The following is a 17,550-nucleotide window of genomic DNA, read 5'->3' as shown; positions in this document are numbered from 1 at the left end:
CCGACCGCGCTGCTGACCGTCAGAACCGGTGCTGCCGCACCCACTCGTGCATGACCACGGCGCCCGCGGCGGAGGCGTTGATGCTGCGGGTGGAGCCGAACTGCGAGATCTCGACCACCAGCTCGGCGGCCTCGAGCACCTCCGGGCTGAGCCCCGGCCCCTCCTGCCCGAACACGAGCACGCAGCGCTCGGGCAGCGCCGTCGTCTCGAGCGGCACCGATCCGTCGACGTTGTCGACCGCGACGACGACGAGCCCCGCCTCCTGCGCCCAGGCCACGAAGGAGGCGACGTCCGGATGGTGCTGCACGTGCTGGTAGCGGTCGGTCACCATGGCACCCCGCTTGTTCCAGCGCCGGCGCCCGACGATGTGGACCGCCTCGGCCGCGAACGCGTTCGCGCTCCGCACGATCGACCCGATGTTCATGTCGTGCTGCCAGTTCTCGATCGCCACGTGGAACGGGTGCCGGACGAGGTCGAGGTCGGCCACGATCGCCTCGAGCGACCAGTACCGGTAGCGGTCGACGACGTTGCGCCGGTCGCCGTCGCGCAGCAGCTCCTCGTCCCAGCGGTCGCCCGTCGGCCACGCCGACTCGCCGCCGGGCCACGGGCCGACGCCGTGCGCGACGACGGGCTCCGCGACGGGTGCGCCGACGGGGCCTGCGGGATCGCGGTCGGGGTCGGGCTCGGGGTCGCGGGGCTCGTCGGTCACGACGGCCAGCGTAGGGCGGCAGGGCGACCGGCAGCGCGCCTCCTGCGTCCACGTCGGTGCGCCTCCTGCGGCCACCTCCGCTCAGTAAGGTGTGCCCATGGGTACTCGCGACGAGGTCGAATGCTGGCTGACCGACATGGACGGCGTGCTGGTGCACGAGAACCAGGCCCTGCCCGGCGCAGCGGCGCTGATCCAGCAGTGGCAGGACGAGGGCACGCCGTACCTCGTGCTGACGAACAACTCGATCTTCACGCCGCGTGACCTGAGCGCGCGGCTCCGCGCCTCGGGCCTGCACGTGCCCGAGGAGCGCATCTGGACGAGCGCCCTCGCGACCGCCGACTTCTGCCGCTCGCAGATGCCCGGCGGCTCGGCCTTCGTCATCGGCGAGGCCGGCATGACGACCGCGCTGCACGAGGCGGGCTTCATCATGACCGAGACCGACCCCGACTACGTCGTCGTCGGCGAGACCCGCAACTACTCGTTCGACGCGATCACGAAGGCGGTGCGGCTGATCCTCGGCGGTGCCCGCTTCATCGTCACGAACCCCGACACGACCGGCCCGAGCGCCGACGGCCCGATGCCCGCGACGGGCGCCATCGCCGCGATGATCACGGCCGCGACGAACAAGTCGCCCTACGTCGTCGGCAAGCCGAACCCGATGATGTTCCGCTCGGCGATGAACCGCATCGGCGCGCACAGCGAGAACACCGCGATGATCGGCGACCGGATGGACACCGACGTCGTCGCCGGCATCGAGGCGGGGCTGCACACGATCCTCGTGATGACCGGGATCAGCGACCAGGCCGAGATCGACCGCTACCCGTTCCGCCCGAACGAGGTGCTGAGCGGCGTGCACGAGCTCGTCCGCGCCGAGCCGCTCGAGACCGACACGGTGCCGAGCGAGCTCTAGGCCGCGGCCGGCGCGACGCTGGTCGTCATCGGCTCGCCGCCCGAGCGGTCGACGAAGCACCAGAACGAGCGGACCCCGGCGGCCCACTCCGCGTCGGTCGACGGCCAGCTGGCGCTGAACTGCGCGTCGGGGTACGTGGAGGCGGCCGCGAGGTCGAGCGCGCTCGCCCCGGTGCAGAGCACCGACATCTGCGACTGCAGCGCGTCGCTCCCCGGGTACGCCGCGGCCGGGTCGGCGTCGAGCGCGCCGATCGAGGCGAGCTGGGCGACGTGCGGCTGACCGCAGTCGACGACCTCGTAGTCCTGCTGCCACGCGTTCTCGAAGGCGGAGAAGCACTCGCCGCCCTGCAGGTCGCTCCACGGGTGCGTGCCCGTCGCGAGAGGCCCGGCCACCGCCTCCTGGGCGATCTCGGCCGGTGCCGCCGTGACCGTGCGGGTCGCGACCGCCGCCGCGGCCGGGGCCTCGGTCGGCTGCGGCGTCCCGGCGAAGAGCGACCGGCTGAGCACGAACAACGCGACGAGCGCGAGGACGACCACGAGCGCCGCGGCGACGCCGAGCAGCACCTTGCGACCGAGGGGCCACGACGCGATGCCGCCGCCCGAGCCCGTCGCGGACGATGCTCGCCCCTGGCCGGACGGCGACGACGCCGCCGACTGCGCGGACGCCGCGGGCGGGCCGCCGCGGGGCACGAGGGGCGGGGCAGCAGAGGAGGCGGCTGCCGGCGTCGACGCGGACGCTCCCCCGACGCTCAGCCCGGGCAGCTCGGAGTCGTCGTGCGGCACCGAGCGCGGTCGCTCGGCGACGGGCTCCGCCGCACCGGCACCTGCCGGACCGGCACCTGCCACACCAGCACCCGCCAGGGGCAGTGCCGCCGTGGCGGCGTCCGGAGCATCCTCCTCGGTCTCGACCTGGAGGGCGGCGAAGGGATCGTCGAGGTCGGCAGGCTCTGCCGGGTCCTCGTCCTGCCGGGCGCGCTCGAGCTCGTCCTCGGCAGCGGCCTCGGCCCGCACGGCGGCGGATCCCTCGGCGGCCAGCTCGTCGCTCAGCGCCCACGACCCGCCCGCGGGCAGCGGCCCCGGATCGACGAGGTCGCTCCGACCGGCGTCGGCCGCCGGGTCGCCGGGGGTGTCCTCCAGCGACTCGCGCGCGTCGCCCGACGGTCGCACGATGCCCAGCAGCTCGGTGAACGTGGGCTCCGGCTCGCCGGCCGACGGCGCGGAAGCCGCTCCCGACGGCGCGGCGGAGGGCAGGCCGGCAGGAGGCGCGGCGGGGGCCCCGGCAGCGCTCTCGTCGTCAGCAGCGGCGGCCGCCGCCGCAGCAGCCGCAGCGTCCGGGGACGCCGCCACCGCAGGCGGCACGACGACGCCGGCGGCCTCGGCCTCGCGGCGCTCTCGCCGGGTCATCTCGTGGTGCTCGGCGATCCACCAGGGCTCCGCGGGCACGGACTCGGCCGTGCCCGACTCGGGCTCGGGCTCGGGCTCGGGCTCGGGCTCCGAGGCGAGCTCGGTCGCGGGCTCGGCCTGCTCGATCGCGGGCTCAGGCTCGCCTGTCAGCTCGGACGCGGGGTCAGGCTCGCTGGCCAGCCCGGGCGCGGTCTCGGTCTGCCCGATCGAGGGCTCGGACTCGGGCTGCTCGACGGAGGACTCGGAGTCGGGCTCGACCAGGTCGACTGCCGGCGCCGGCGCGGACGCAGGCTCGGTCGAGGCTCGGGGCAGCTCGGCCTCGGACTCGGTCGCGGACTCAGCCTCGGGCGCGAACTCGACCTCAGGCTCGGAAGCAACCTCGAGCTCGGGGTCGGATGCGAGCTCGGGCTCCGGCGCGGCCGTCGGCTCCGGTCCGGCCGGGGCCGCTCCGGCCTCGGCCTCGAACGGCGCGGACGCGTCCGCAGACGGATCAGGCGCAGCAGCCGCAGCAGGGACCCCGGCAACCGGGAGGTCGAACGCGCGCGTCTGCGCGTCGTCGGACGCGTCGGCCGACGGGACGGGCGCCTCCTCGGCGTCCTCGCCCGCGGCGGGCGGCAGGTCGCCGTCGTCCCGGGACCCTCCGTCCGGGTCCGGGTCCGGGTCCGGGTCCTCGGCCCGGTCGTCGGGCGCCGCCGGGGTGCTCCAGTCGAAGGACGACGGGAAGACGGGCTGCGGAGCGACGGGAGGCGTGATCAGGGCGGTGAAGGGGCCGGGCTCGTCCCGCGGCGCAGGGTCGGCCTCGGTCTCCTCGGCCGAGACCCCGTCCGAGGTGTCGGGCTCGTCGCCGGCCACCGCGGCCGACGGGTCGGCGGGCGGCACCGCGGCGGGCGGCACCGGCGCAGGACGCGGCGCGACCGCCGGCGGGACCTCGTAGCGAGGAGGCGCGACGGCCTCCGACCGGACGCTCTCGTCCGAGACGGGGTCGGCCTCGTGCTCGTCTACCCCGTCGGCGGACGACGTCGGTTCGGCGGACGACGTCGGCTCGGTCGGCGAGGGCGGCGGCACCGTCCCGGCGAGCGCCGAGAGGTCGAGCGCCATCGGGTGGCCCGAGCTCTTCACGACCTCGGACTCGGCGGTGGGGGCAGGCGGCACCGTGAACGGCGCGGAGCGGACGGTCTCGGCCGAGATCGGCGTCGCCGCCGTCCGCAGACCGGGTTCGACCACGTCGTCGTCATCGACCACGGCGTCGTCATCGTCGACAGCGTCGTCATCGACCACGCCATCGTCGTCGGCGTCACCGTCATCGACCACGTCGTCGTCGGCGAACTGCGCCGCGAGCCAGTCGCCCGCGTCGAGGCCCGACGTGTCGGCGGCCGGCTCGCGGCCCGCCTCCGTGTCCTCGCCGTCCGGCCCGCGGCCGTCGCGCGCGTCGTTCACGGCTGCAGCCCGAGGTCGTCCAGCCCGATGGCCGCGTAGTAGGGGTAGCCGGCGGCCTCGATGACCTCGCGGGCCCCGGTGCTGCGGTCGACGACGACGGCCACGGCCGCGATCACCGCGCCCACCGCCTCCAGCGCCTTCGCCGCGGCGAGGGGCGAGCCCCCGGTGGTGGAGGTGTCCTCGAGGACGACGACCCGCTTGCCCTCGAGGTCGGGGCCCTCGACCTGCTTGCCGCGACCGTGGTCCTTGGGCTCCTTGCGGACGACGAAGGCGTCGTAGTCGCGCCCCATCGCCACTCCCTGGTGCAGCACGGCGGAGGCGATCGGGTCGGCGCCCATCGTCAGGCCGCCCACCGCGAACACGTCAGGCACCTCGGTGATGAGGTCGACCATGACCTGCCCGATCAGGGGGGCGACGCGGTGGTCGAGGCTGACCTTCCGCAGGTCGATGTAGTAGCTCGCCTTCTTGCCGCTCGTGAGCGTGAAGTCGCCGTGGAAGACGGCCTCGGAGCGGATGTAGTCGATGAGCTGCGTGCGTGCGTCGGTCACGGTGACCAATGGTAGGGCAGGAGGCTCCGCCCAGGCCGGGTCCGCCTCCTGCCGGTAGCGTGGTCGGCATGCGCGTCGCGACCTGGAACGTCAACTCCGTCCGTGCCCGAGTCGGGCGAGTGGTCGACTGGCTGGTGCGGGAGGACGTCGACGTCGTGGGCCTGCAGGAGATCAAGTGCAAGCCCGAGCAGTTCCCGTTCGACGCGTTCCGCGAGGCGGGCTACGAGGTCGAGCTGCACGGCCTCAGCCAGTGGAACGGCGTCGCCTTCGTGAGCCGCCTGCCGATGGACGACGTCACGATCACGTTCCCGACCCAGCCCGGCTTCGCCAAGGGGCAGGAGGGGCCCGACCAGCCCAAGGAGGCGCGGGCGATCGGCGTGACGGTCCAGGGCGTCCGCCTGTGGTCGCTCTACGTGCCGAACGGCCGCGAGCTGGGCGACCCGCACTACGACTACAAGCTCGACTGGCTCGCCGCCCTCGCCGCCGAGACGGAGGCCTGGATCGCCGAGCGGCCCGACCAGCCGCTCGCGCTGATGGGCGACTGGAACGTCGCCCCGCTCGACACCGACGTGTGGGACGTCTCGGTCTTCGAGGGCCACACCCACGTCAGCCAGCCCGAGCGCGACGCCTTCGCCGCCTTCGAGCGCGTCGGCCTGACCGACGTCGTGCGCCCGCGTCTGCCCGAGGGCTACACGTACTGGGACTACAAGCAGCTCCGCTTCCCGAAGAACGAGGGCATGCGGATCGACTTCATCATGGGCTCGGCGCCGTTCGCCGACCTCGTCACCGACGCGTCGATCCACCGCGACGAGCGCAAGGGCGACGCCCCGAGCGACCACGTCCCCGTCGTGGTCGACCTCGAGCTCGACACCGAGCTCGACGACGATCGGCCCATGATCTTCTGACGCCGCAGGAGCCGGGCTGCCCCTCGAGGGCCGCCCGGTTTTCTGTTCCCTTTTCGTCATGATATTCCAGTATCGGATGTCAGCCGGACCGCTACCTTGTGGGGTCGATGTTGTTCATCTAGAATCTGATATTGAAATCATCGAGCGCTCGACGAAAGAAGTCATGGTCAGCATCCCGACGCCCCGCCCCTCCGGCCTAGCCTCGCGCCTCCGTCCGCTCCGAGTCGCCACCACCGCGGCGTTGACGAGCCACAAGGCGGTCGTCGTCCCCGTGGCGGACGCCCTCGCCTGGCTGCCTGCCGTCGCCGCGGGCGCCCTGCTGGCGACCGACCTGCACCTCACCGTCCCCGAGGCCTCCTCCCTCCTCGGCCTCACCGTCCTCGCCGCCGCGTCGCAGCTCACCGTGGGCGCCGCGACCGGCCTCTACCGCCGGCGGCACCCGCGCGGCAGCCTCGACGAGGCGCGTCTCCTGCTCGGCGTGGTCCTCCTCGTGGGCGCCGTCCTCGCCGCGGCCACCGTCGTCACGAGCCCCGACGCCCTCCCGTCGTTGGTGCCGTCCCCCCTCGGCGTGGGCACGCCGCTGGCGGCGACCGTCGTCGCCTTCCTCCTGACGGGCGGCGGGCGGGCGGCCGCCAGGGGCCTGCGCGAGCGGGCCGAGCGGCCCGCCGCCGGTGCCGCGCGCACCGTCGTCTTCGGCGCCGGCCAGGCCAGCGCGTCGTTCGTCGCCACCATGCTCCGCGATCGCCGCTCCCCCTGGCTGCCCGTGGCCCTGCTCGACGACGACGAGCGCCTCCGTCGCCTGAGCGTCCGGTCCGTGCCGGTGCTGGGCACCCGACACGACGTCGCCGAGGTCGCCCGACGGACAGGGGCGAGCGTGCTGGTCATCGCCGTCGCCTCCCCGCCCGCCGAGCTCGTCCAGCACCTGCGGGTCGAGGCGGCCCGGGCGGGGCTCAGCCTCCTCGTCATCCCGACGGTGACCGAGATGCTCCGAGACGGACAGCGGGTGAGCGACCTGCGCCAGGTCACCGCAGAGGACATCATCGGTCGGCGTCCCCTCGACCTGGACCTCGAGGCCGCCGCCTCCTACCTGCGGGGCGCCCGCGTCCTCGTCACCGGCGCAGGCGGCTCGATCGGCAGCGAGCTGTGCCGCCAGATCGCCGCGCTGGCGCCGGCCGAGCTGATCATGCTCGACCGCGACGAGACCGCGCTGCAGGGCGTCCAGGTCAGCATCGCCGGGCACGGCCTGCTCGACACGGACGACGTCGTGCTCGCCGACATCCGCGACGCCGCAGCGATCGAGGCCGTGTTCGTCGCACGCCGCCCGCAGGTCGTCTTCCACGCCGCCGCGCTCAAGCACCTGCCCATGCTCGAGCAGTACCCGGCCGAGGGCTGGAAGACCAACGTGCTCGGCACCCTGAACGTGCTCCGCGCCGCTCAGGCCGTCGGCGTCGAGACCTTCGTCAACGTCTCGACAGACAAGGCGGCGAACGCCTCGAGCGCCCTCGGCCGTTCCAAGCGCCTCGCCGAGCGCCTCACGGCCGACGCCGCCAGGGCCACCGGCAGCCGCTACCTCTCGGTCCGGTTCGGCAACGTGCTCGGCAGCCGTGGGTCGATGCTGCCGCTCTTCCAGGGGCTGATCGAGGCCGGGCTGCCGCTCACCGTGACCGACCCCGAGGCCACCCGCTACTTCATGACGATCCCCGAGGCCTGTCACCTCGTCGTCCAGGCAGGCGGCATCGGCCGCCCGGGAGAAGTCCTCATCCTCGACATGGGCGAGCCGGTCAAGATCCTCGACATCGCTCGCCGGCTCATCGACCTCTCCGGCAGGGACGTCGAGATCGTCTTCACCGGCCTGCGCCCCGGCGAGAAACTGCACGAGGAACTCGTCGGCGACGGTGAGCACGACGAGCGCCCGACCCACCCGTCCATCTCCCACACCACCGTGCCGCCGCTCTCCCCGGCCGAGCTCGAGCCGGCTCTCTACGCGCCGGCGGTCCTGCGCGTCGCCTGACCCGGGCCGCCTGCGTCCCGACCGCCCGCACCCGTCCCCGCCTGCCCTGCCCGCCCTGGCCGACCCGCCACGACAGCCCGAGAGGTCCCCGTGCTCCACGACGTCCTGCTCTCCCCGCCCGACACCGGTCCGGCCGAGGCCGCCGCGGTCGCGCGTGCCCTCTCCTCCGGCTGGATCGCTCCCGTCGGTCCCGACCTCGACGCCTTCGAGCGCGAGATGGCCGACCGGGTCGGCGTCCGCGCCGCCGTGGCGCTGTCCTCGGGGACGGCGGCCCTGCACCTCGCCCTGCTCGGCCTGGGGGTCGGGCCCGGCGACGTCGTGCTCACCGCCACGATGACGTTCGCGGCGACCGCCAACGCGGTCGTCTACACCGGCGCCGAGCCGCACTTCGTCGACTGCGACCCCGTCACGGGGAACATCTGCCCGGTGCTGCTCGAGCAGGCCTTCCGCGACGTCTCGGCCCAGGGCCGACGTGTCGCAGCCGTGCTTCCCGTCGACCTGCTCGGCAAGGCGGTCGACTACGACGCGGTGCTCGCGGTCGCCAGGAGACACGGCGTTCCCGTCCTGGCCGACGCCGCCGAGTCGCTGGGCGCCACCCGGCACGGGCGCGCGGCCGGTTCGTTCGGGGACGCCGCGATCGTGTCGTTCAACGGCAACAAGATCATGACGACGTCGGGCGGCGGCATGCTGCTCACGGACGACGTCGAGCTCGCGACGCGCGCCCGGTACCTCGCTGCCCAGGCCCGTCAGCCGGTCGCGCACTACGAGCACGTCGACGTCGGCTACAACTACCGTCTCAGCAACGTCCTCGCGGCCCTCGGCCGCGCTCAGCTCGGCCGGCTCGACGAGATGATGGCCCGGCGACGACGACACCGCGAGGCCTATCGCGAGCTCGTCGCCGAGCTTCCCGGCATCGAGATCCTGGGCGGCGACGACGACGCCGGCGACAACTGCTGGCTGACCGCCGTCCGCCTCGACCCTGCCGGCCCCGTGGCGAGCGCCGAGCTGCAGCACGCCCTCACCGCCGCCCGCGTCGAGAGCCGGCCGATCTGGAAGCCCCTGCACCTCCAGCCGGTCTTCCGCGAGCGCGGGGCCACCCTCTCCGGCGCCGCCGAGGAGATCTTCGCCACGACCGTGACGCTGCCGAGCGGCTCGGGCATGAGTGAGGCGCAGCGCGACCGCGTGGCGGCGGCGATCGTCGGGTGCGTGCGGGGCACCTCCCTCGTGTCGGCCTGAGGGCCTACTTCAGCAGGGCGGCGGCCAGCACCAGCACGGGGACGGACCCGATCGTCGTCAGGAGCACCGTGTCCCGGGCCACGACGACCCCGGTGCGGTAGCGCTGCGCGTAGTTGAAGACGTTCTGGGCGCTCGGCAGCCCCGCGAGCACGACTGCGACGAAGAGCTGGTCGTGGTCGAGGTCGAACACGAAGGCGCCGAGCAGCCAGGCCACGACCGGCATGAGCACGAGCTTCAACGCGGTGGCGAGCGCGATGTCGGCACGGCCCTCCCGCGCCTGCAGGGGTCGTGAGCCCGAGAGCGACATGCCGAACGAGAGCAGCACCACGGGCACGGCCGCGCCCCCCACGAGCAACAACGGCTGCATGACCGGGTCCGGGATCTCGACGTCGAGCACGGCGACGAGCACCCCCAGCACGGAGCCGATCAGCAGCGGGTTCGTGAACGGCCGCAGCACGGCCCGCCCCAGGCTGCCCCCTCGGTTCGTCACCGTGTCCATGACGGACAGCACGATCGGCGTGATGACCAGCAGCTGGTAGAGCAGCACCGGCGCGACGAAGGTGGCGCTGCCGAGCACGTAGGTGGCCACGGGCAGCCCGATGTTGTTCGCGTTCACGTACGCGCCGCCCATCGTGCCGATCGTCGTCTCCGCCGCCGTGCGGCGCAGCACGAGACGGAGCACGAGGACGCTCACCACGGCGGCCGCCAGCGACGCGAGGGCCGACACGACGAGCAGGTCCGAGAAGAGCACGTGCACGTCGGCGCGCGAGATGGTCGAGAAGAGCAGGCACGGCGTGAGCACGAAGAAGACGAGGCGCGAGAGCACCTGGTGGCCGGTCGGCCCCAGCAGGTCGATCCGTCCGACGACCCAGCCCGCGGCGATGATCACCCCGATGATCCCGAATCCGATCAGCACTCCGCCCATGGCCCCATCATGACGGACGTCCGAGCGACACGTGTCCGGCAGGACGAGCGCGGCGACCTCGCCGCGACCCCGGTGCGGGAGGATGGAGGCGTGACCAGACTGCACGACCCTGCCGCCCACACCTTCGCCTCCGACAACTACGCCGGCGTGCACCCCGAGGTGCTGGCCGCCCTGGCCGACGCGAACGGCGGCCACGTCCCGTCCTACGGCGCCGACCCCTACACGCGGAGGCTCGGCGAGGTGATCGTCGACCTGTTCGGCGAGGGCGCGGCGATCGACCCCGTGCTCACGGGCACCGGCGCGAACGTCGCGGCGCTGCAGGCGCTCACGCCGCGGTGGGGCGCCGTCATCTGCGCGGCGACCGCGCACATCTACACCGACGAGGGCGGCGCGCCCGAGCGGCTCGGCGGCCTCAAGCTGCTCACCGTCCCCACGCCCGACGGCAAGCTCACCCCCGAGCTGATCGACCGGCAGGCACACGGCTGGGGAGACCAGCAGCGCCCGCAGCCGCTCGCGGTCTCGATCACCCAGAGCACGGAGCTCGGCACCGTCTACTCGGTCGACGAGATCCGGGCGGTGAGCGACCACGCCCACGCGCTCGGCATGCAGGTGCACCTCGACGGCGCACGGCTCGCGAACGCAGCGGCGTCGACCGGGGCGTCGCTGCGCGACCTCACCCGTGCCTCCGGCGTCGACTCCGTGTCGTTCGGCGGCACGAAGAACGGCCTGCTGCTGGGCGAGTCAGTGCTGACGTTCACCGAGGAGGCGCGCGAGGGCATCACCTTCCTCCGCAAGTCAGACGCCCAGCTGGCCTCCAAGATGCGGTTCGTCTCGGCCCAGTTCCTGGCGTTGCTCGAGGACGACCTCTGGTCGCGGTCGGCCGAGCACGCGAACGGGATGGCACGGCGGCTCCGCGACGGCCTGGCGCCGCTCGAGGGCGTGACGATCACGCAGCCGGTCGACGCCAACGCCGTGTTCGTCGTGCTGCCCCGCGGGATCGTCGAGGAGATCCGCGAGGTGCACCACTTCTACGACTGGGACCGGCCCACGGGCGAGGTGCGCCTGATGTGCTCGTTCGACACGACCGAGCAGCACGTCGACGCCCTGGTCGCCGACGTCGTCGAGGCGCTGGGCCGGCTCTAGTCGGCGGAGCGCACCGCGTCGACGAACCGGGTGATCGCGTCGGGGCTCTTCACCCCGCGCGAGGACTCGACGCCCGAGCTGACGTCCACCCCGGTCGGCCTCAGCAGGCGGACGGACGCCGCGACGTTGTCGGGCGACAGTCCCCCGGCGAGCACCCACGGTCCGGCGGGCGCCGTCTCGGACAGCAGCGCAGGGTCGAGCACCTGACCGGCACCGGGGTCGACGGCGTCGAGGAGCAGGACGTCCTCGCGGTAGGCGGCGCGCGCCTCCTCGTCCTCGGCGGCCCAGGCCTGCGCGCTCACGGCGCGGACGACGCGCAGCCCGGCCGCGTGCGCCTCGGCGACGTCCGCGGGGCTCTCGTCGCCGTGCAGCTGCACGGAGGTGAGGCCGGCGGCGCGGGCCGTGGCGACCACCTCGGACATCGGCTGTCCGCGGAAGACGCCGACGGCCTCGACCCCCTCGGGCACCCGCTCGCGCAGCGCGCTCGCCGTCGCGACGTCGACCGTGCGGGGGCTGCCCGCCGCGAAGACGAACCCGACGGCGTCGGCACCGGCGGCGACGGCCGCGTCGACCGTCTCGGGAGTCGACAGGCCGCAGATCTTGATCCAGGTGCTCATGCGCCCAGTCTGCCTGCGACGGAGGCGTCCGCCCGACGCACCGACCGCACCACCAGCGCCAGCAGCACCAGGTAGCTGACCACGGACGCCGCCGACCAGGCGACCACCGACGCCGTCGGGTCCCCGGGCGAGAGCAGGGAGCCGACGCCGATCGCGCCGACGGTCGCCACCATCCGCGACGCGTCCCAGACGAGTTGCGTGCCCTGCTGCTCGAGCAGCGGCAGGAGGCGCGACAGCGGCGACACCACCACCTGCGTCGCGAAGGCGGGCGCGAGCACCACTGCGGCGACGCCGGCCCCGGCCCACTCCGCCCCGAACACGACCGGGAAGACGGACGGGGCGAGCACGACGGTGCCCACCAGCGCGACGGCGCCGAGTGCCGCCAGCGGCACGAGCGTCCGCCGGAGGCCGGCCGCGAGCCCACCGCGCCTCGCCCGCGCGAGAGCGCCCAGCTGGCCCTCGACCTGGAGCCCGACCGCGTCGGCGACCATGCCGACCGGTGCGCCGAGCACGCGCATCGTGAGGGCGAGCGCCCCCAGCGCGGCGGAGCCGTGCAGCGCGGCCAGCAGCAGGAGAGGCGCCTGCTGGCCGGCGACGTTCAGCAGGCCGGACCAGGTCGCCACGAGCGGGAACCTCCGGAACCGCCGGGCGACGGCGCCGGCGAGCCGCCGGGACGGCTGCCTGCGCGACCGGAGGCCGTCTGGCGGTCGTCGCGACCCGGTCGACCCGAGCAGGGAGGCGGCCCGTCCCGCCGCCACGCTGAGGACGAGCCCCGCAGGGCCCCCGAGCGGCGCGAGCCCGAGCGTGCAGGCGAGCTGGCCGACGCCCTGCAGCACCGACCGCCGGGTCAGCGCTCCGTAGTCGCGGCGGCGCGCCAGCCAGGCGGTCGCCACGCGCTGGAGCGCCACGACGACGATCGTCAGCGGCACCGCCCACCAGAGGGCGACGAGAGCGGGCGTCCCGGTCAGGCGGGCGAGGTCGTGCCGCCACGCCCAGCTGGCGAGCGTCGCCAGGACGCCCACCACGAGCACGGACGACACGGCCAGGACGACGAGGAGGCGCGCCGCCGTCTCGCCCCGGGGCACGGCGACGGCTCGATCCCACCCCGTCGGGGCGACGGCGCCGACGATGGTCGCCAGCGCGGTCACCACCGCCAGGGCGCCGAGATCGCCCGGCGAGTAGAGGCGCGTGATCAGGGGGGAGGCGGCGAGCACCAGGCCCTGACCGAGGAGGCTCCCGACGAGGACGCGAGCCGCGGGCCGGCGGAGCTGGCGTGCGAGGGCACGACCGGGTGCGCCGCCGTGGAGCGCCCTCGGACGACCGGCGGTCGGGACGCCGTCGGGGTCGACGACTCCGGTCACGCCGACGTGTCGGCGAACCGGGTCGCCGCCACGACGTCGCGGCCGTGCTCCGGCACGTCGTCGGGCAGGCGGAGATCGGCACCGGCGGCCGCGCCCTCGACCGGCGTGAGCACGGTCCCGTCGCCGATCCGCGCCACGACGACGCTGGGCCATGCCGTCGTGTCGAGCACGCGGCGCCCGTCGAGGACCGAACGCACCCCCGGCACGTCGTTCTCCGTCCAGTCCCGGTACTCGTCGTGGTCGGCCTGGACCACGACGGCGTCCGCGGGCTCTCCGCGGTGGTGCGCGTCGAGGCCGAGGGCCGCGAGCTCGGCGTCGCTGTAGAGCGGGTCGTGCACCAGGACGCGGGCCCCGGCCTCCTGCAGCACGCTCACCGTGTCGAAGACGCCGGAGAACGCGGTCTCCTTGACGCCGCCGCGATAGGCGGCGCCGAGGACCACGACGGTCTGATCGGCCAGACGGCCGTGCACCCGGCGGAGCAGGCCGACGGCGTGCGACGGCATCGACGCGTTCCGCGCGCGCGCCGCCCGGACGGTCGAGGCGTCGGGGTCGTTCCAGAGGTACAGCCGCGGGTAGACGGGGATGCAGTGGCCGCCGACGGCGATCCCGGGCTGGTGGATGTGGCTGTAGGGCTGGGAGTTGCAGGCCGCGATCACCTCGGCGACGTCGACCCCGACGGCCTCGGAGAAGCGCGCGAACTCGTTCGCCAGGGCGATGTTGACGTCGCGGTAGGTCGTCTCCGCGAGCTTCGCCAGCTCGGCGGCCTCGGCCGAGCCGAGGTCCCACACGCCGTTCGGCCGGGGCAGGTCGTCCCGCTCGTCGAACTGCAGCACGCTCTCGTAGAACTCCGTCGCGCAGGACGCACCCGCCGGGGAGAGCGCCCCGACCAGCTTGGGGTAGCGACGCAGGTCGGCGAAGACCCGCCCGGTCAGCACGCGCTCCGGCGAGAAGACGACGTGGAAGTCGGCCCCCTCGCGGAGCCCGCTGCCCGCCTCGAGCGCAGGCGCCCAGCGGGTCCGCGTCGTGCCGATCGGGAGCGTCGTCTCGTAGGCGACGAGCGTCCCCGGGGTGAGAGTCGCCGCGAGGGAGGCGGTGGCCGCGTCCAACCAGTCGAAGTCGGGACGCGCCTCGTCGTCGACGACCAACGGCACGACGACGACCACCGCGTCCGCGCCGGGCACCGCGTCCGCGTACTCGGTCGTCGCACGGAGCGCACCCGAGGGGACGAGCTCCCCGAGTCGTCGCGCGAGGTCGTGCTCGCCGGGGAACGGCTCGACGGCGGCGTTCACCGCGTCGACGACGCGGTGCGAGAGGTCGACGCCGGTGACCGTGTGGCCGGAGGAGGCGTACTGGGCCGCGAGGGGCAGGCCGATCTTGCCGAGACCGATGACGGTGATCTTCATGAGGTGGTCCTGCTCAGGGTCGGGATGCGGAGGGCGGGGAGGGCGTCGTCGGAGGAGCGGGCGAGGAGTCGCGGGTCGACTGCCCGGCCGGTGCGGGCGGACTCGATGGCCGCCTCCGCGACGCGCAGCGTGGCGAGCCCGTCACGGAGGGTGACGACGCGCGTGGCGTCGACGCCGAGCACCGCGTCGCGGAACGCCTCGTGCTCGACGAGGAGGGGCTCGCGCTTCTCGAGCGCGAACCGGGTCATCGACCCCTCGGCGACGCCGCGGAAAGCCGAGACCGCGTCCCACGAGGTCGTCACGGTGCCGTTCTCGTAGAAGGACAGATCGGCGTTCAGGGTGTCGGCGACGAACGAGCCCCGCGAGCCCGTCACCACCGTGAGCCTCTCCTTGAAGGGCGAGAGCCAGTTCACGAGGTGGCTGGTCACGGTGCCGTCGGCGAGCCGGCCGGAGAAGGCGACGAGGTCCTCGTGGGGCCTGCCGCTCTTGTGGGCGGCCTGTCCGTAGACGATGTCGAACCAGCTGCGGGCGAGCCAGGCGGTGAGGTCGATGTCGTGCGTCGCCAGGTCCTTCACGACCCCGACGTCCGCGATGCGGGCCGGGAAGGGACCCTGCCGGCGCGTGGCGATCTGGTAGACGTCGCCGGCGTCGCCGTTCTCGAGGCGGCTGCGGAGCGACTGCAGCGCCGGGTTGTAGCGCTCGATGTGGCCCACCGCCCCGACCAGGCCCCGGCTCTCGAAGGCCTCGGCGAGCCGCAGGCCCGCCGGGACGTCGTGTGCGACGGGCTTCTCGACGAGGGCGTGGACGCCTGCGGCGGCGAGCTCGAGGCCGACGGCCTCGTGGTGGGCGGTGGGCACCGCGACGACGGCTGCGTCGATGCCGAGCGCGATGAGCTCGGCCACGCTGCCGACGAGCGGCAGGTCGCCGGCCACGCCGTGCGGGTCGCCGCACGCGTCGGCGACGCCGATCAGGTCGACTCCCTCGACGCCGCGCAGCACGCGCGCGTGGTGGCGCCCCATCATGCCGAGCCCGACCAGCCCGGTCCTGACCCGTGCCGCGGTCATCGGCCGGCCCCCGCGACGCGCTCGACGGCCTCGACGATGCGGTCGAGCTCGTCGTCGGTCACGGACGGGTGGACGGGCAGCGAGAGCGCCTCGCGGGCGGCGGCCTCGGTCTCGGGCAGGTCGACCTCGGACCGGAACGACGGCAGCCGGTGCACGGGCGTCGGGTAGTAGACGCCGGTGCCGATGCCGTGCTCGACCTCGAGCGCGCGCGCGAAGCCGTCGCGGTCGTCGGCCACGCGGACCGTGTACTGGTGGAACACGTGCGTCGCCTCCGGCGCAGTGACCGGCGTCGTCACCGACGAGATCCCCGCCGAGAGCCGGGCGGCGGAGTCGCGTCGGCGCTCGGTCCAGGCGGCGAGCTTGCGCAGCTGGACCCGACCGATGGCGGCGTGCAGGTCGGTCATGCGGACGTTGAAGCCCACGACCTCGTTCTCGTAGCGGCGTTCCATGCCCTGGTTGCGGAGGAGGCGGAGGAGGCGCTCGTGCTCCGCGTCGCCCACCGAGATCATGCCGCCCTCGCCGGCGGTCATGTTCTTGGTCGGGTAGAGGCTGAAGGCGCCCGCGACGCCGAAGGTGCCGACGGGCGCACCGCCCCAGGTGGCACCGTGGGCCTGGGCCGCGTCCTCGAGGACGAGCAGGTCGTGCTCGAGGGCGAGCGCGCCCAGCGCGGTCATGTCGGCCGGGTGGCCGTAGAGGTGGACGGGCAGCACGGCCCGGGTGCGCGAGGTGAGCGCCCCCCGCACGGAGTCGGCGTCGAGGCAGAACGAGACCGGGTCGACGTCGGCGAAGACGGCCACGGCGCCCACGAGGGCGACGGCGTTCGCCGTGGCGGCGAAGGTGAAGGAGGGGACGACGACCTCGTCACCGGGGCCGATCCCGGCGGCGAGGAGCCCCAGGTGCAGGGCCGACGTGCCGGAGTTCACCGCGACGACGGCACGGCCGTCGACGAGCGCCTCGCCGAACTCGGCCTCGAAGGCCGCGACCTCTGGGCCCTGGGCGAGCATGCCGGAGGCCATGACGGCGTCGACGGCGCGTCGCTCCCCGTCGCCGATCAGGGGCCGGGCCGCCGGGATGAAGGCGGCAGAGCGGGTGGTCGTGGGGGTCGTGCTGGCGGTGCTGGTCATCGTTCCTCCAGGAGGGTGTCGTTCTCGAGGCGCCACCGGGCGCCGGTGAGGGGGCAGACGAGCGCGTCGCCGTCGGCGACGAGGCGGGCGCCGGCGGGGCCGACCCAGCCGATCTGACGTGCGGGGACCCCTGCCACGAGGGCGTGGTCGGGCACGTCGGCGACCACGACGGCGCCGGCGGCGACCATCGACCAGCGACCGAGGGTCACCGGCGCGACGCAGACGGCCCGGGCGCCCACCGAAGCCCCGTCGCGGACGACGACGCCGACGGCCGTCCAGTCGTCGGCACGCTTGGGGCTGCCGTCGGGGGTGACGGCGCGGGGGCGCAGGTCGTTCGTGAGCACGGCGCCCGGCCCCACGAAGACGCCCTCGCCGAGCACGGCGGGTTCGTAGACGAGGGCGGCGTTCTGGATCTTGGAGCGTCGGCCGACCTCGACACCGGGGCCCACGTAGGCCGCCCGGCCGACGACGCAGTCGTCGCCGACGACCGCGTGCTCCCTCACCTGCGCCAGGTGCCAGACGCGGGTGCCGGTGCCGAGGACCGCTCGCGGGTCGACGTCGGCGCTGTGCTCGACGACGGCGCTGCCGTCGGGGGCCGGGTGGCCGTGGTGGACGGGTGGGGTCGGAACGTTCGTCATGGCGCCTCCGGATCGGGATGTGTCGGTAGAATACGACATCTGTCCTGAATATTCCAGCGCTCCAGGCCCTGTGCATTCCTGTGATATTCGTCTGACATTTCACACACCGAACCCTG

Annotated in this window: 15 protein-coding genes; 5 read left to right on the top strand and 10 right to left on the bottom strand. The window is 74.2% G+C overall.

Annotation, left to right across the window (positions count from 1 at the left end; all coding sequences use genetic code 11):
- Positions 1-19: 19 nt before the first annotated feature.
- A complete protein-coding gene (locus tag ITJ48_RS15780) occupies positions 20-709 on the bottom strand; it encodes an RNA methyltransferase (protein WP_194614372.1) in 690 nt (229 codons plus the stop codon).
- A 97-nt stretch (positions 710-806) separates the two neighbouring features.
- Here ITJ48_RS15780 and ITJ48_RS15775 point away from each other — a divergent pair, with 97 nt between their 5' ends.
- On the top strand, positions 807-1,619 hold the full coding sequence (locus ITJ48_RS15775) for an HAD-IIA family hydrolase (RefSeq protein WP_123548538.1): 813 nt from the start codon (positions 807-809) through the stop codon (positions 1,617-1,619).
- Here the strand turns inward: ITJ48_RS15775 and ITJ48_RS16820 are convergent.
- Positions 1,616-4,459: a septum formation family protein gene (locus tag ITJ48_RS16820; RefSeq protein WP_194614371.1), complete on the bottom strand. Its 2,844-nt coding sequence runs from the start codon at positions 4,457-4,459 to the stop codon at positions 1,616-1,618. The two genes, ITJ48_RS15775 and ITJ48_RS16820, sit on opposite strands and share 4 nt — an antisense overlap.
- Positions 4,456-5,007: an orotate phosphoribosyltransferase gene (gene pyrE, locus ITJ48_RS15765; protein ID WP_123548607.1), complete on the bottom strand. Its 552-nt coding sequence runs from the start codon at positions 5,005-5,007 to the stop codon at positions 4,456-4,458. The genes ITJ48_RS16820 and pyrE overlap by 4 nt, the downstream gene beginning before the upstream one ends.
- Positions 5,008-5,075: 68 nt before the next feature.
- On the opposite strand from pyrE, the gene ITJ48_RS15760 reads away from it, so the two are divergent.
- From ITJ48_RS15760 to ITJ48_RS15750, 3 genes are all read left to right on the top strand, one after another.
- The gene (locus ITJ48_RS15760; RefSeq protein WP_194614370.1) at positions 5,076-5,912 is read left to right on the top strand and encodes an exodeoxyribonuclease III; all 837 of its coding nucleotides are present in this window, start codon (positions 5,076-5,078) and stop codon (positions 5,910-5,912) included.
- A 76-nt stretch (positions 5,913-5,988) separates the two neighbouring features.
- Positions 5,989-7,923 (top strand): nucleoside-diphosphate sugar epimerase/dehydratase, encoded by a 1,935-nt coding sequence (locus tag ITJ48_RS15755; protein ID WP_228506940.1) that lies wholly within the window; start codon positions 5,989-5,991, stop codon positions 7,921-7,923.
- A gap of 90 nt (positions 7,924-8,013) precedes the next feature.
- Entirely contained in the window at positions 8,014-9,159 is a 1,146-nt protein-coding gene (locus ITJ48_RS15750) for an aminotransferase class I/II-fold pyridoxal phosphate-dependent enzyme (protein ID WP_194614369.1), read from the top strand.
- Between the two features lie 4 nt (positions 9,160-9,163).
- Here ITJ48_RS15750 and ITJ48_RS15745 read toward each other — a convergent pair whose 3' ends face one another.
- Positions 9,164-10,084: an AEC family transporter gene (locus ITJ48_RS15745; protein WP_194614368.1), complete on the bottom strand. Its 921-nt coding sequence runs from the start codon at positions 10,082-10,084 to the stop codon at positions 9,164-9,166.
- A 90-nt stretch (positions 10,085-10,174) separates the two neighbouring features.
- Here ITJ48_RS15745 and ITJ48_RS15740 point away from each other — a divergent pair, with 90 nt between their 5' ends.
- Positions 10,175-11,227: a low specificity L-threonine aldolase gene (locus tag ITJ48_RS15740; RefSeq protein WP_370544959.1), complete on the top strand. Its 1,053-nt coding sequence runs from the start codon at positions 10,175-10,177 to the stop codon at positions 11,225-11,227.
- On the opposite strand, the gene ITJ48_RS15735 is transcribed toward ITJ48_RS15740, so the two are convergent.
- From ITJ48_RS15735 to ITJ48_RS15710, 6 genes are read right to left on the bottom strand one after another with little or no spacing between them, the layout of a single operon-like run.
- Positions 11,224-11,844, bottom strand: a complete 621-nt coding sequence (locus ITJ48_RS15735; protein ID WP_194614366.1) for a phosphoribosylanthranilate isomerase — start codon at positions 11,842-11,844, stop codon at positions 11,224-11,226. The two genes, ITJ48_RS15740 and ITJ48_RS15735, sit on opposite strands and share 4 nt — an antisense overlap.
- Positions 11,841-13,205 carry an oligosaccharide flippase family protein gene (locus tag ITJ48_RS15730; protein ID WP_194614365.1) on the bottom strand — a complete coding sequence of 455 codons (1,365 nt, stop codon included), beginning with the start codon at positions 13,203-13,205 and terminating at the stop codon, positions 11,841-11,843. The genes ITJ48_RS15735 and ITJ48_RS15730 overlap by 4 nt, the downstream gene beginning before the upstream one ends.
- The gene (locus tag ITJ48_RS15725; RefSeq protein WP_194614364.1) at positions 13,202-14,608 is read right to left on the bottom strand and encodes a nucleotide sugar dehydrogenase; all 1,407 of its coding nucleotides are present in this window, start codon (positions 14,606-14,608) and stop codon (positions 13,202-13,204) included. Before ITJ48_RS15725 ends, ITJ48_RS15730 begins: the two co-directional genes overlap by 4 nt.
- On the bottom strand, positions 14,605-15,672 hold the full coding sequence (locus ITJ48_RS15720) for a Gfo/Idh/MocA family protein (protein WP_194614363.1): 1,068 nt from the start codon (positions 15,670-15,672) through the stop codon (positions 14,605-14,607). The genes ITJ48_RS15725 and ITJ48_RS15720 overlap by 4 nt, the downstream gene beginning before the upstream one ends.
- Complete coding sequence (locus ITJ48_RS15715; protein WP_194614362.1) at positions 15,669-16,796, bottom strand: DegT/DnrJ/EryC1/StrS aminotransferase family protein; 1,128 nt, start codon at positions 16,794-16,796, stop codon at positions 15,669-15,671. Before ITJ48_RS15715 ends, ITJ48_RS15720 begins: the two co-directional genes overlap by 4 nt.
- Positions 16,793-17,434, bottom strand: a complete 642-nt coding sequence (locus ITJ48_RS15710; RefSeq protein ID WP_194614361.1) for an acyltransferase — start codon at positions 17,432-17,434, stop codon at positions 16,793-16,795. The genes ITJ48_RS15715 and ITJ48_RS15710 overlap by 4 nt, the downstream gene beginning before the upstream one ends.
- Positions 17,435-17,550 lie beyond the last annotated feature (116 nt).

The sequence above is a fragment of the Frigoribacterium sp. VKM Ac-2530 genome (genome assembly GCF_015350835.1).
Classification (GTDB): Bacteria; Actinomycetota; Actinomycetes; order Actinomycetales; family Microbacteriaceae; genus Frigoribacterium.
This window is presented reverse-complemented; position numbering and strand designations above follow the sequence as displayed.